Annotated in this window: 12 protein-coding genes; 7 read left to right on the top strand and 5 right to left on the bottom strand. The window is 46.1% G+C overall.

The window, feature by feature from the left end:
• Nucleotides 1-56: 56 nt before the first annotated feature.
• The 3 genes from J2T19_RS24100 to nirB form a co-directional block, all read right to left on the bottom strand.
• Entirely contained in the window at nt 57-845 is a 789-nt protein-coding gene (locus J2T19_RS24100; RefSeq protein WP_145045783.1) for a formate/nitrite transporter family protein, read from the bottom strand.
• A 52-nt stretch (nt 846-897) separates the two neighbouring features.
• The gene (nirD, locus tag J2T19_RS24105; RefSeq protein ID WP_056695881.1) at nt 898-1224 is read right to left on the bottom strand and encodes a nitrite reductase small subunit NirD; all 327 of its coding nucleotides are present in this window, start codon (nt 1222-1224) and stop codon (nt 898-900) included.
• 237 nt (nt 1225-1461) lie between these two features.
• Complete coding sequence (gene nirB, locus J2T19_RS24110; RefSeq protein ID WP_307220380.1) at nt 1462-3891, bottom strand: nitrite reductase large subunit NirB; 2430 nt, start codon at nt 3889-3891, stop codon at nt 1462-1464.
• Between the two features lie 275 nt (nt 3892-4166).
• On the opposite strand from nirB, the gene J2T19_RS24115 reads away from it, so the two are divergent.
• A complete protein-coding gene (locus tag J2T19_RS24115) occupies nt 4167-4874 on the top strand; it encodes a metal-dependent hydrolase (RefSeq protein ID WP_307220382.1) in 708 nt (235 codons plus the stop codon).
• 243 nt (nt 4875-5117) lie between these two features.
• Here the strand turns inward: J2T19_RS24115 and J2T19_RS24120 are convergent, their stop codons facing one another.
• Nucleotides 5118-5438, bottom strand: a complete 321-nt coding sequence (locus J2T19_RS24120) for a hypothetical protein (RefSeq protein WP_128102949.1) — start codon at nt 5436-5438, stop codon at nt 5118-5120.
• Between the two features lie 181 nt (nt 5439-5619).
• On the bottom strand, nt 5620-6693 hold the full coding sequence (locus tag J2T19_RS24125) for a M42 family metallopeptidase (RefSeq protein WP_307220384.1): 1074 nt from the start codon (nt 6691-6693) through the stop codon (nt 5620-5622).
• A gap of 676 nt (nt 6694-7369) precedes the next feature.
• Between J2T19_RS24125 and spoVAC the strand changes: the two genes are divergently transcribed.
• The 6 genes from spoVAC (at nt 7370) to J2T19_RS24155 (ending at nt 13879) form a co-directional block, all read left to right on the top strand.
• On the top strand, nt 7370-7876 hold the full coding sequence (gene spoVAC, locus J2T19_RS24130; RefSeq protein WP_307220386.1) for a stage V sporulation protein AC: 507 nt from the start codon (nt 7370-7372) through the stop codon (nt 7874-7876).
• A complete protein-coding gene (spoVAD, locus tag J2T19_RS24135; RefSeq protein WP_307220388.1) occupies nt 7873-8889 on the top strand; it encodes a stage V sporulation protein AD in 1017 nt (338 codons plus the stop codon). Before spoVAC ends, spoVAD begins: the two co-directional genes overlap by 4 nt.
• Before the next feature lie 2 nt (nt 8890-8891).
• Nucleotides 8892-9242: a stage V sporulation protein AE gene (gene spoVAE / locus J2T19_RS24140; RefSeq protein ID WP_056695903.1), complete on the top strand. Its 351-nt coding sequence runs from the start codon at nt 8892-8894 to the stop codon at nt 9240-9242.
• Nucleotides 9243-9461: 219 nt separating this feature from the next.
• A complete protein-coding gene (locus J2T19_RS24145; protein WP_056695906.1) occupies nt 9462-10418 on the top strand; it encodes an AAA family ATPase in 957 nt (318 codons plus the stop codon).
• A gap of 3 nt (nt 10419-10421) precedes the next feature.
• A complete protein-coding gene (locus tag J2T19_RS24150; protein WP_307220391.1) occupies nt 10422-11669 on the top strand; it encodes a DUF58 domain-containing protein in 1248 nt (415 codons plus the stop codon).
• Entirely contained in the window at nt 11666-13879 is a 2214-nt protein-coding gene (locus J2T19_RS24155; RefSeq protein WP_307220394.1) for a transglutaminase TgpA family protein, read from the top strand. The genes J2T19_RS24150 and J2T19_RS24155 overlap by 4 nt, the downstream gene beginning before the upstream one ends.
• The last annotated feature ends 48 nt before the right edge of the window (nt 13880-13927 follow it).

Genomic DNA, 13927 nt, shown 5'->3' on the forward strand with positions numbered 1-13927 from the left:
AAACCATGCCCTCTGAGAGTCCAGAGAATGCATGGTGTATAGCATGAGAGCATAAGTCATTGACGGGTTTTCTTTCTCACAGGTGATACGAACCAATAGGCCATCCCAACAAACAAAGCGCCTCCTACAATGTTACCGAGTGTAACTGGAATCATATTATGGAACCAGCCTGCTAATGTGATGGTATCCGGATGGTTGGGTAACAACCAAGACAAGGAGAGCAATGTCATATTGGCAACGCTATGCTCATATCCACTGGCGATAAATGCGTACAGACACCACCAGATCAATACAAGCTTGGCAATGTCCTCTTTTGTGCGTGAAGACATCCAAATGGCTAGACAGACGAGCCAGTTACAGAGAATGCCGCGGAAGAATAGCTCAGTAACGGGGGCGGCCATCTTCTTAGCAGAAACGGCAAAGAGCAGATGCTCTGGTGTAGCTGTCTTGAACAAACCACTGCCTACAATGAGCAGACTCAGAATGACCGCACCGATCAGATTGCCGAGGAAGACAAGTCCCCAGTTCTTCATCGTGTCTTTCACGGTAGTGCGACCTGCTAACGTACTCATGGTAAAAAACATATTGTTACCCGTAAACAGTTCCGATCCTGCAAAAATGACGAGGGTGAGAGCGAGCCCGAAGGACATGCCCATCAGGATCATTTGAAAAGGTGATTGCGCCGCCAGAAGCGGTGCACCGATACTGAAGATTAGAATAATGCCAAGGCCTACGTATGCACCAGCCATCAAGGCAGATACCATATAACGTGCTAGGCCTGAATTCATTTGATCTCTTTTTTTGACCGCGGCTTCAATAATTCCTTCAACATTAGGTGTGTACATGTCGGTTTCCCCCATACTTAAGCATCAATCTTATGTGTTACCTGGATTGCAGCTATACTGCAATCCAGACCGTACCATTTTCCACTTTAACCGAGTACATCTGAACCTGTCCTTGGTCGGGAGCTTGCACTAGACCTGTGCTAAGATCGATTTTCCAATCGTACAGCGGGTCATAGAGATAATGACCTGACACAATGCCTTCGGCAAGTGGTCCGCCTTTCGGATGAGGGTTTCGATTATCGGCAGCGAAGATGGTACCATCCGAGGCAAGAAATACAGCGAGCTGTTTGCCTTGAATCTCAACGACTCTACCAATGCGAGGTAGAAATTCATCAATCGTTCCGGCAGGATAATAGGTGCCGGCTGGTTTAGTTGTCATATTGAACTCTCCTTATCTGTATTATATAGGTTCAACTAAAGCCGGTTTACACTTGCCACTTCGATGACAGAATAACCTTCCGATCGCTGTTATCCCCAGATTTTTTTGATTCCCTTCTTCAAAGGGAAAATCCGGAGATAAAGGCGAACGCTTCGCTTCTACACGTTATTTCTGTCCTCTCCGTTCTCGTGTAAAAAGTTTAGTTGAACTTATATAGAGTAAAGCTCACATCGGATTTTACGGACGAGCAGTTACTTCAATACCGTGAAATAGTTTGTTCTCACCTTGTTCATTTCGAATTGCCTTTTGCCAAGGTTCTTCCACATGTCCAAGTGCGAATTCAATTCGTTCCATTAGCGCTTTACGTTCTTGAATATCGTCAACCACAACTGCACGTATCGATTCCAGACCCACACGTTCTACCCATTCCGAAGTCCGTTCAAGGTAGTTGGCAGTCTCCCGATAATGTTGCATGATGGCGCCGCACAGCTCGATCAATTCTTCGTCCGTTTTCACTTTGCAGAGGGAGTCCGCAAGTCTAGCTTTGATCCCGCCGTTACCACCGATGAATATTTCCCAACCGCCGTCGTTTCCGACGATACCGATATCTTTCGTACATGCTTCTGCACAGTTACGTGGGCAGCCGTTCACGGCGTATTTGAATTTAGCAGGTAAGTCTAAGCGTTCGAATTTGCGTTCTATTAGGGCACCCATAGCCATCGAATCCTGTGTACCGAAGCGGCAGAACTGTGAACCCACACATGTTTTGACGGTACGAAGAGATTTGGCATAAGCATAACCTGAAGGCATATCGAGCTCAGCCCATACTTTAGGTAAATCTTCTTTTTTGACACCAATCAAGTCTAGACGCTGTCCTCCAGTCACTTTAACGGCTTTTACATCGTATTTGACCGATACATCAGCAATACGTTTCAAGTCTTCAGGTGTTGTAACCCCACCATACATCCGTGGCACAACGGTATAGGTTCCGTCTTTTTGAATATTGGCGTTCATCCGTTCGTTGACGAAGCGGGATTCTTTCTCATCCTCATGTGTATCCGGTGCAATCATACCCAAGTAATAGTTGATTGCAGGACGGCATTTCGAGCAACCTTCAGGCTGAGTCCATCCCAATACGTTCATTACTTCTTTGGTCGTTTGCAGACCTTTCTGTCTGATCTCTGCTACGATCTCATCCCGGCTTAGGGAAGTACATCCGCAAATGCCCTGTTTGGCACCCGTTGTGAAATTATCACCAAGTACATATTGCAAGATTTGTTCAACGACCGGTTTACATCCACCACAAGAGCGAGTAGCCCCTGTACAAGCTTTGATTTCATCCACCGTTGTAAGGCCTTGATTCGTGATGACGTCTACAATGGTTCCTTTGGTTACTCCGTTACATCCGCAGACGATTTCATCTTCTGGCATCGTTTCAACAGAGGTTGTTTTTTTATGACCACCGCAGCCTGTGCCCATCAGGGAAGCATACAGATCATCGGTCATCTCCGTTTGTTGCTTGATCAGTTTTTGCAGCTCTGCTGAATCCGTGATGTCACCAAACAATACAGCGCCGACCATCACATTATCGCGAAGTAGAATTTTTTTGTACGTGCGTTTCCATTCGTCTTTGTGAGAGATAACGGTGTGCTCAGGACCATCAATAAACTCACCTGTCGAAAATACATCTACGCCCGAAATTTTCAGTTTCGTGGATACCACAGAACCTTCATAAGGTGCAGTGTCAACACCGCATATATGTTTAGCCAGAATCATGCCTTGTTCGAATAATGGAGCGACGAGGCCGTAACACACACCGCGATGCTCTGTACATTCTCCGACGGAATACACATTTTCAAGAGAAGTTTGCATGTAGTCGTCAACAATAATACCTCGATTAACTTCCATGCCACTCTCGCGAGCAACAGCAATATTCGGTTTGATACCGACAGCCATAACAACAAAATCAACATCCAGTACCGTTTCATCTGCAAAACGAATACCTTCAACACGCTCGCCGCCAAGCAATTCGGATGTCTGTGCGCCCATTTTGAATTGGATGCCTTGACGCTCAAGTTCGGCTTTTAACATCGCAGAAGCTTGGGAATCGAGTTGACGTTCCATGAGATCCTGCATTAAGTGAACAACGGTAACCTCCATGCCGAGCTGAACCAGTCCTTTAGCTGCCTCTAAACCAAGCAATCCGCCACCAATGACAGCTGCTTTTTTGTAATTCTTTGCCGCATCGAGCATTGTATTACAGTCGGCGATATCCCGGAATCCAACAACGCCTTGTTTATCGTGTCCAGGTACAGGAAGAATAAAGGAATTGGAGCCTGTAGCAATGATGACCTTGTCATAAGGGACGCGCGAACCGTCTGTAGTCACCACTTCGCGTGTATCGGAATCGATTTTGGATACTGTTGTGCCCATATGCAGCGTTATACCGTATTCTTCATACCAATGCAGGTCATTGAGTACAATATCATCCAACGTTTTGCTGCCCTCCAGCACATAGGACAACATAATGCGGTTATAGTTAGGGTAGGGCTCTGTACCAATAACTGTGATATCGAAGCGGGAGCTTAATTTTAAAATTTGCTCAACCGTGCTAATTCCTGCCATACCGTTACCGATGACAACCAGTTTTTCTTTATTTCCGTTCATGTGTATAAGCCTCCTTGGATAGACTGTACATTACTAACATTTTTAGTGGTTTATATTTTAATCATACAGATGATTGGCATCATCTAATGTGATAAATTTCACAAATAACGATAAACTCCTCACAAAATAAAAACTGTGGTCCCAGTCACAGAAATGAAAATTTATTTTGAAAACAAATAAGGAAATACGAACTATTGTTCTCATTTTGAAATCAGTGTAATATCAGAAGTGGGTCAGTTATGTTCCCTATTTCGTCGAAAGGAAGTTTTGGCATCATGATGGGAAGATCCCACCTTATTATTGGAACAGGGGTATCACTTTCTGTTCTTCAATTCACAGGCCTGCCTGTAACAGCTCCTGCAGTAACGGTGGCGCTGATCGGTTCACTGCTGCCTGACATCGATGAACCTAACTCGCTATTGGTTTCGAAGGCTCTGCCAAACAGTCTCATTAGGCTGCTACAGACGATTTTGTTACCAACGGCGGTGTTTGTGTACTTCTATGTTCAGAGTCAACCTTGGAATCTGTTGCTTGCGATCTTGATTGGTATGGTATCATTTTTACCTTCACGATCACTCCGTAAAGTGCTAATGTTTGCGATTGGCTTGGGACTGGTTTTCTACGGCCATGCATTTGCGCCTTGGAACTGGATTGCAGGTAGTTTGTTGATGTTATGTACAACGCTGACACACAGGGGACTAACGCATACAGTGTATGGAACTACGGTTTGGGCAGGACTACTGTATACTACGACTGCGCAGCTGCAACCGGAGATCTGGATTGCTGGGGGCACAGCTTATGCTATGCATCTACTTGCTGATTCATTAACGAATCGGGGTATTCGTCCACTGCCACCACTGAAGTGGCGTATACGTGCGAATCTAATGAGTACGGGAACCAAGCATGGAGCCGTTGTGGAGAATGTGTGCATTGTACTTACTCTCATACTTGCTTGGATTGCATTTTCACCACTATTTCTCTAACGATCCCAATAACGCCAGTCTGTAGATTGAAGCTCAGACTGGCGTTTGTAGGGATACAGATGATTTTTGTCTTGCATGTTAGGGTGGAGCTGCCACCGACTTAGGCTTGGGAAGGGGCATCGGTTAGGCTATCAATATCTGAGGAACCATATACGAATAAAACAACAAGAATGACGATGATGATTAGCTCGGCGAATCCATTTCCATCGAAGTCAGACATGATCTCAACCTCTTTTCTTGGTGTTAGGAATTGATTCTTTGTTGAAATGCCCGAATAACATCATTTAACGTCATATCGCCACCGATTTCATCCAGAAACTGCACAAGTTTGTCTTGATTCGATGGTGTAATCTGTTGTAGCGTTTTATATTGGCCGACCAATTCAACGACAAGTGTAGCTTCGCGAAACAACGTAACCGCATCCACTCTGAGCTTCCCGCTCACTAGTAATGCTGCCACAATAAGCTCCAGATTTCTTCCTTTAAGATTACCGCCAAGAAGGGAGTTGGCAGCATTCTCTTTTTTGGAGCCCTTATTCGACTTTCCATTCTTTCTTACTGCCATAGAAGCTCCTCCGCCGCTTGGTGTTTGATTCTTCTTCCGTTCTTGTATCTTATGTGTAATTTCCTATAATGTTCGACCTATTAATCTATCCTTTTTGACCACACACTATTGGTGAAAACGTAAAAAAGAGACATCCCGACATAATCAGGACATCTCTTGGAATAAAGCGTACGTTCAGATGTTAAGCATTGTTAATAATGGTATTCATTGTGGAGCGATCCAGCCCTTTGACGAGCTTCACAATCAATTCTTTCGCTGCATCATAGTCATCGGTATGGATGATGGAGGAAGAAGTGTGGATGTAACGAGCACAGATTCCAATAACGGTGGAAGGAACACCAATACCGCTCAGATGAACCTGTCCTGCATCTGTTCCGCCCGGTGAGATGAAGTATTGCATCTTAATCTGGTTGGAGGATGCGGTATCCTGCACATACTCGACCATACCACGGTGGGTGAACATGCCTGGATCGAAAATACGCAGCAATGCTCCTTGTCCAATATGTCCAAAGGATTGCTTGTCTCCTGTCATATCATTGGCAGCACTACAGTCGAGCGCGAAGAAGATGTCAGGCTCAATGAGATTGGCAGCGGTACGTGCGCCGCGCAGACCCAATTCCTCTTGAACCGTTGCTCCGGAATATAAGATATTAGGCAATTTTTCTTTGTGAAGTGCCTCAACGAGTTCCAGTGCAAGTCCAACGCCATAACGGTTATCCCACGCCTTAGCCATGATTTTCTTCGGGTTCGCCATGGGTGTGAATTCACAGATAGGGACAATTTGCATGCCCGGATGAATGCCCCATGACTCTGCTTCAGCGCGGTTATCTGCACCAATATCTAGGTACATGGTGTTCAGATCCACCGGCTTGTTACGCTGGGACTCATCCAATAGATGTGTAGGTGTAGAGCCTACAACCCCAGTGATTCGGCACTCAGGTGTGATGATCTGAAGGCGTTGTGACAATACAGCTTGGCTCCACCATCCACCCAGTGGACGGAATTTAATCATACCGGTTTCTGTAATGCCAGTCGTCATGAAGCCTACTTCATCAAAATGCCCGGCAACCATGACTTTAGGTCCTGTTTCATCCCCGCGTAATACACCAAAAAGACTACCCAAGCGATCCTGAACAAATTCATCCGTGTAAGCGGAAAGCTGATCTTTCATCCAACCGCGAAGCTCACGTTCAAAGCCCGAAGCAGAAGGGAACTCGGTCAGTGTGCGAAACATATCCATTGTTTTTTCATTCATATGTGGACAACTCCTCTGTTCTTATGTAGTTCAAGTCTCAGCAGAACGGCTGCTGGACATGAGATCCTGTTCATATAAGGATCAATTATTAACCACCGGTCATAACCAGTATGAACCTTGCGCACGTAATTGTCCATGGTTACGTCACGTATATCAGGCATATTGAGTTCTGATGTTCACTGCATATTCGTATGAAATCCGCACAAGTCCTTGTTCCGCCGAATAGCTGTTTGAATAGGAATACATAGATAGGAATGGTTTACCTCTCAGGGACACCACTCCCTTGTTCTATACGTTTGAGCAATAGGAAGGAGTTGCATACAACTAGATGAAGCCACCTGATGAAGGTAATGAAGCAATTCTTTTTATCGTCTTGTTTATTCTTCTCGTTATCATCCTGCTTTATTTGTAAGAGCAACGGTATACATTTAAGTAATAAATTATGGGGGAAGTTTTATGCAATGTAGGTGTGGTTTGTAGACTATGAGCAGATAATAATCCGGCGTTTATAACAGCAAATTCAAATCTTTAACACACTGGAAACATATGCTGCATTTCGCCGGATACATAACCTTCCGAACATTAACAAACAATGTATTTAGGATTACACACGTCCAACCATTGCATACAGGAATGAATTCGCGTTCTCATTCCATTTCGAAGGAGGTTCTGTACATTGCCAGCTGAGTCGAAAGGAACCGGCAGTAGCAAAAAATCACCATCATTGTCCATTAGTGAGCAGGAATATAAAAAGGTAGCCAAAAAGCATGAACCTGCACGTCCCCTCTTGGCCAACTGCATTAAAGCATTTTTCGTTGGGGGATTTGTCTGCCTAATTGGACAAGCTATCCAAGAAGCATTTATGGCGGGATTTGATATGACTTCTAAGGAAGCAGCTAGTCCGACCGTAGCGGTGATGATCTTTATCTCGGTCGTGCTGACCTGTCTTGGTGTATACGATAAAATCGCACAATGGGCAGGGGCGGGTACAGCAGTTCCGGTTACAGGCTTTGCCAACTCGATGTGTTCTGCGGCGCTGGAGCACAGGGCAGAAGGATTGGTACTTGGTGTAGGTGCCAACATGTTTAAACTGGCTGGCTCCGTTATCGTGTTTGGTGTAGTCGCAGCATTTATTATCGGGATCGTATATGCCTTCCTCGGATTTGGGGGAGGACATCTATGAAACGACTGGGACGTCAAACTTGGAAATTTGAAAATCGTCCACGTATTGTCGGCAGGGCTGCTGTTGTTGGACCTGACGAAGGACAAGGACCGCTCGCATCTGACTTTGACTATGTATACGACAATCTGGAGATTGGCGAGAAGACATGGGAGAAAGGGGAGCGCAAGCTATTAGAGCAGGCAACTCAACTGGCATTAGTCAATGCGAATATTACCAAAGAAGAGCTTCAGTTTTTCATTGGTGGAGATCTCATGAACCAGATCATCAGTAGTTCGTTCTCAGCTCGTAAGCTAGGAGCACCCTTCCTCGGTGTGTTTGGTGCATGCTCAACCTCCATGGAAAGTTTGGCACTGGCTTCTCTCATTGTGGATTCTGGGGGCGGTGACTACGTTCTTGCAGGAACGGTCAGTCACAACTGTACCGTAGAGAAACAGTTTCGTTATCCGACCGAGTATGGGTCACAGAAGCCGCCTTATGCACAGTATACCGTCACAGGTGCAGGCTGCGGAGTTGTATCCCGAACAGGAGAAGGGCCTGTCATTACACACGCAACGATCGGTCGTGTTATGGATTTGGGCATTAAAGACCCATTCAACATGGGAGCAGCTATGGCACCTGCGGCTGCGGATACGTTGGTTTCTCATTTCCGTGATACAGGGCTTGAGCCGGGTTATTACGATCTGATTGTTACAGGAGATCTTGCTTCGGTTGGACTACCGATCACCAAAGAACTTTTGCATAAAGAAGGTATTCCAATGGAACAAACGGTGTTTAACGACTGTGGATTGATGATTTATGACCGTGAGAAACAGCCTCAGGTTGTGGCAGGGGGAAGTGGTTGCGGATGCTCCGCATCAGTTACCTATGGGCACATTTTAAACCAAATGCAAAAGGGCGATTTAAAACGTGTTCTGGTGGTAGCTACGGGAGCTTTATTGTCACCGCTATCTTACCAGCAGGGTGAGAGTATTCCTTGTATTGCACATGCCGTTTCCATCGAGAAGGAGGGTTGAAAATGCAATTTCTATGGGCATTTATCGTTGGCGGCTTAATCTGTGTCATTGGACAGCTTCTTATGGATGGGGTCAAGCTGACACCAGCACATACGATGAGTACGCTGGTGGTTGCAGGTGCTGTGGCTGATGCCTTTGGTCTTTACGATCCACTGGTGAAATTTGCTGGTGCTGGTGCTTCCATTCCCATTACGAGTTTTGGTAATTCCCTAGTTCATGGAGCATTAACCGAATTGGAGAAAGAAGGCTGGCTTGGTGTAATTACCGGTATCTTCGATCTAACTGCAGCGGGGATCTCCGCAGCGATTATCTTCTCATTTCTTGCGGCACTTGTTGTTCGTCCAAAAGGGTGATCGTTGCGATGGTACAGGGCAGTACGGGCAGATAGAAAAAAAGAATTTCCAAAGAGGCTTCGGATATCTCTTATCCGGGTCTCTTTTTGTCGTATTCATGCGTGAATAGCGGTGAATCAGACGGCTAGAAACAAATTGTGATTCTCTTCGAGTGTACTCGCGCTCATGGATCATGTACAATAAAAGGAAATCTGTATGCTTTTTTAGGAGGTTAGACATATGCCTGTGCGCAAAGAGTCGATCCAAATCATTTCAGCAGTCCGTTCTAATCTAGAATCTTGCATAATGGGGAAATCCTTTGAAATTCAACTTTTGCTCACAGCTTTGCTTGCAGGCGGCCACGTTTTAATTGAAGACGTACCGGGAACAGGCAAGACACAACTGATCAAAGCCTTATCCAAATCGATGCGCGGCGAATACCGACGTATTCAATGTAATCCAGATATTTTACCGAGTGACATTACGGGTGTATCCGTATTCCACCCACGTGATGAGCGCTTTTACTTCCGTCCAGGTCCAGTCATGACGAACATATTGCTAGCAGACGAGATTAACCGAGCGACAACGAAGACTCAATCGGCGTTGCTTGAGGTTATGGAAGAACGCAGTGTAACGGTAGACGGAGATACGTACGATTTGCCACATCCGTTTATGCTCTGTGCTACGCAGAACCCGATTGATTTTGAAGGAACATATACATTGCCGGAGGCACAACTAGACCGGTTTATGTTGAAAATAAGCCTTGGTTATCCAGATAAGGATATCGAGAAAACACTGCTGAAGCAGCATCAGTCGGGTCAACCGGTTGACCGACTCGAGTCGGTGACTCACATGGATCAGATCTCTGCGATCCAGCAGGAGATCAAGGAAGTATTTATAGGTGATCCAGTGATGGATTATTTGCTGGATGTTGTTCGTACCACACGCTCCCATCCATCCGTATTGCTCGGTGCCAGTCCGCGGGCGGCCATTTCATTTATGTCAGCGGTAAAAGCCTTCGCCTTCCTTCAGGAACGGGACTATGTGCTTCCGGATGATGTGAAGACGATGGCGCCATATGTCATCTCTCATCGGATTGTGCTACGTCCTGAGGCGAGACTGGATAGCATGAGTTCTGAAGCCGTTCTGAACTCTGTACTTCAGCAGATACGTGTGCCCGTTTCTATGGGACAATAGTTTATGAAGCCGCTTTTGAGTACCGTCAAAAGAGGGATACGGCACCCCCGCGTTTGGAGCATCGCGGCGGTGTGGATGTGCTGCCTTGCATATGTTCTATTTCAAGGTGGAAAGACATCCATCATGTTATTATCAATGGTTACCCTGCTCTGTCTGTACCTTGCCATTGCTGGTTTTAGTGGTGTAAGACGCGCTAAGGGAGCCAGGGCATTGTCATCAGGTCAGGATCATGAAGAATTGCTACATGCAGGTGATCAGGTTCAAGTTCAGCTTCGAGTGAACATTCCAGGATTTCTGCCACTTCCTTATGTGGTCGTGCGCGAGATGCTGCATCGCCACAACGGTGAATCATGGTCGTTCCGTGAGAGCCTAATTCCCAATATGAGGGGCGTTGGTGAGCTGTCGTTTCAGACACCGCCGCTCGAACGTGGAAAATATGTATTTTCCAAAACGGAATGTTCAAGTGAAGATATTTTCGGACTGATTGAGCATCGCGGGACGTTTAAGGCCAAGGGCGAATTTCGAGTGTTACCACGAACTGTGTTTATCCCCTACTGGCAGTTATATGATCGCAAATCACGATTATCTGGGCCGCAGACAGCACAGACGCGCTCACGCCGAGAAACAACCCAGATTAATGGTGTCCGCGACTATGTCTACGGGGATCGTCTCTCTCGCATTCATTGGAATGCCACAGCGAAGACCGGTTCATGGAAATCGAAAGAGTTTGAGCACGAATCTGTGCCCAAAACCGTTTTGGTTATCGATGCACTGGCAGCCAGCTATGAACAGAGTGAAACATTTGAATTAGCGGTGTCCACTGCAGCCTCTTTATTGGAATACGGTTCAAGAGAGCGGATGGGGATGGGATTGATGACCTTGTCTGATAAGAACACATTCCTCGCACCTAGCGAAAGTCTCATTGACCGTCAGAAGATGATGCATCATCTGGTGGACATTCAATACAACGGGCAGGATCGTCGCTTGCTTCCGGGTGTAGAGAAGCTTGGGCGTCAGTTGCCGCAAGGAGCTTATTTCGTTTTGATTTCACCTCAGAAGGATGAGAAGGTATTAGAATTGTTAAGATGGGCGGATACCCGTGGGATGACACCTTGTCATGTTCTAATCGATCCTCAAGGCTCTCGTCAGAGCGCAGAGTGGTCTGCCATGCTGCGTGGTAGAGGTACAAGATCCTTCACGGTGGCCCATCTTCAGGAGCTCCCAACGGTTATGGGGGGAGGTTCCGCATGAATACAACAGGCAAACAACTGGCATCTGGCAAAAGATCGTGGTATCAAGCCGCATCGCTGCTATGGATCTTTCTGATTGCAATGCAGTGGCTCTCGTTTACCAAGGAATCGTGGTATAACGAGACGACCTCTTTGGTATTGTGGACGCTGGCAGCTATGAGTGTACTTGAAGTGATTTTGCCATTTAAGCTTATCTATCGCACAATCATTAAAGCGATTGTTCTTATCTATATTTTGCATAAAACCTTAATTGATTACTCTGTGTATATTCCTTATGGTTCATTTATGGATCGGGTGGAGCAATTTATCTTTCACTCTAATCCATATATCTGGTTTTCCCTATGTGCCTGGGTCATGCTTGAAGCTGCATTACGCTTGGTGAATACAACTCGGCGTATCCTAGTATTCTTGGGTATTAATATTGTATCCATGGGAATTCTGGATTCTTTCACTCAGATTTCCTTGTGGATTGAGGTTGCTTGGGTGATGTTTGCAGGTATGGGTTGGTTAGTATGTCAGCACTTCCGCAACTTTCAAGTGTATTATCCACAAGGCTGGAAGCGACTCATTCGGTATCCATACAAAATCATTGCCAATATCGCCATCATTTTTTCTCTTATTATTGTAGCAAGTGTGAATATGCCGGAAGTACCGCCTACGCTGACAGATCCATATACAGCATGGCGTAACTATACCGGAACTTCGACCAGTCAGGCTGGCAATGGAACGCTCGATATTCCAAATTCAACAGAGTCTGGATATAGTCGTGAAGATAATCAACTTGGCGGCGGTTTTAACTTTGACTACACCCCTGTGATGTCTGTACAGACCAATGAGCGTAGTTACTGGCGTGGGGAGACTCGTGAAGAGTACACCGGAACAGGCTGGGATGACCGTAGACGAGCCTCGACGGAAGAGGTACAGCCTGGCGAAACGTTGGAGAATGATGATGCAGGTAGTGGGAACACGAAACAAGTGACGCAAAAAGTAACGATGCTGAATGATACGGTCTATCCGATTATGTTTGGAGCGTACTCCATTGCAGAGGTCACATCCATTGATGGACAGACGGAGTCTAATCGAATGCTCTGGAATCCTGAGCAGGCTGAGTTGCTGCTGATGACAAATCGACAACAACCTCAGTATCCCAAAACGTATACAGTCGTATCTGAAGCACCGGTGGTTGTAGAGGATGAGCTTCGTACCAAATCTTTTGACGATCTGTACGGAAGTAATCCAGCCGACGATATGTATTTACAGTTGCCGTCCCGTTTCCCGGATCGAGTTACGGACTTAGCAAACGAAATTACGGCTTCTGCAAATACTCCGTATGAAAAAGTAGCATTACTGCAAAACTATTTACAAACTAATTTTGAATACACCAATAATCCAGATTTATCCCGGAAAGTGAGCAGTGACTTTGTCGAAGGATTCCTGTTCGATGTTATGGAGGGTTACTGTGATTACTTCTCCACAGCTCTAGTCATGATGGCGCGTTCTGAAGGGATTCCTGCTCGCTGGGTTAAAGGTTATGCACCAGGACAATTATCTCTCAACTCAGACATGCAGGCACCTCGTCAACCTGGCTCTGAGATTGAGACCACCTATACAGTAACCAATGCAGATGCTCACTCTTGGGCTGAAGTTTACTTTGGTGAGTATGGATGGATTCCAGTTGAAGCGACACCAGGCTTTGATATGCCTTTGTTAACAGAGGCACCTGATGTGCAGCCGGTTGACGAGCCTGAAGAGCAGCCAGAAGAAGAGCCGGTGCAGGAAGAAGAACAGACACCTGTATCTGAGCAAGCGACATCTGGTGTACCAACATTCGTCATTTGGATGGCTGTAGCCATCCTGATCGCATGGGTTGCCTACATGTTCTGGCGGAACCGCTTCTCTCTTCGTTTCTTGTTGCTTCGTCTACGAACAGGCGAGCCGCTTACACCAGAACAGAAGGTTGTAGCTGAAACGGAACGCTGGATTCGTTATGTGAAACGCAAAGGCTTAACCCGTAGTGGGGATGAAACGCTGCGTGAATCAGTTAACCGCTGGAGCCAGTCTGTACCAGCATCTGCAGTCACGCTGCATGAACTGTTAGCATGGTTTGAACGCACGCGTTATAGTCCAGCATCTGTAACTTCAGATGATTGGAAGGCAGTGTATGAGACAGCCTTGAAGCTACGGAAGGAACTCAAAGCGGAACGGGCGTAATTATCGCCTGTCCCGTTTTTCCTTTTTTCCAGCGCTCCAAGCGTTGTA

The organism is Paenibacillus tundrae (genome assembly GCF_030812775.1).
Taxonomy (GTDB): domain Bacteria; phylum Bacillota; class Bacilli; order Paenibacillales; family Paenibacillaceae; genus Paenibacillus; species Paenibacillus tundrae_A.

Bases quoted from the DNA above. Each gene is read 5' to 3' on its own strand.
- J2T19_RS24125 (WP_307220384.1), bottom strand. From the start codon at position 6,693: ATGAATGAAAAAACAATGGATATGTTTCGCACACTGACCGAGTTCCCT.
- J2T19_RS24120 (WP_128102949.1), bottom strand. From the start codon at position 5,438: ATGGCAGTAAGAAAGAATGGAAAGTCGAATAAGGGCTCCAAAAAAGAG.
- J2T19_RS24150 (WP_307220391.1), top strand. From the start codon at position 10,422: ATGAAGCCGCTTTTGAGTACCGTCAAAAGAGGGATACGGCACCCCCGC.
- J2T19_RS24155 (WP_307220394.1), top strand. From the start codon at position 11,666: ATGAATACAACAGGCAAACAACTGGCATCTGGCAAAAGATCGTGGTAT.
- J2T19_RS24145 (WP_056695906.1), top strand. From the start codon at position 9,462: ATGCCTGTGCGCAAAGAGTCGATCCAAATCATTTCAGCAGTCCGTTCT.
- spoVAD (WP_307220388.1), top strand. From the start codon at position 7,873: ATGAAACGACTGGGACGTCAAACTTGGAAATTTGAAAATCGTCCACGT.
- nirD (WP_056695881.1), bottom strand. From the start codon at position 1,224: ATGACAACTAAACCAGCCGGCACCTATTATCCTGCCGGAACGATTGAT.
- J2T19_RS24100 (WP_145045783.1), bottom strand. From the start codon at position 845: ATGTACACACCTAATGTTGAAGGAATTATTGAAGCCGCGGTCAAAAAA.
- nirB (WP_307220380.1), bottom strand. From the start codon at position 3,891: ATGAACGGAAATAAAGAAAAACTGGTTGTCATCGGTAACGGTATGGCA.
- J2T19_RS24115 (WP_307220382.1), top strand. From the start codon at position 4,167: ATGATGGGAAGATCCCACCTTATTATTGGAACAGGGGTATCACTTTCT.
- spoVAE (WP_056695903.1), top strand. From the start codon at position 8,892: ATGCAATTTCTATGGGCATTTATCGTTGGCGGCTTAATCTGTGTCATT.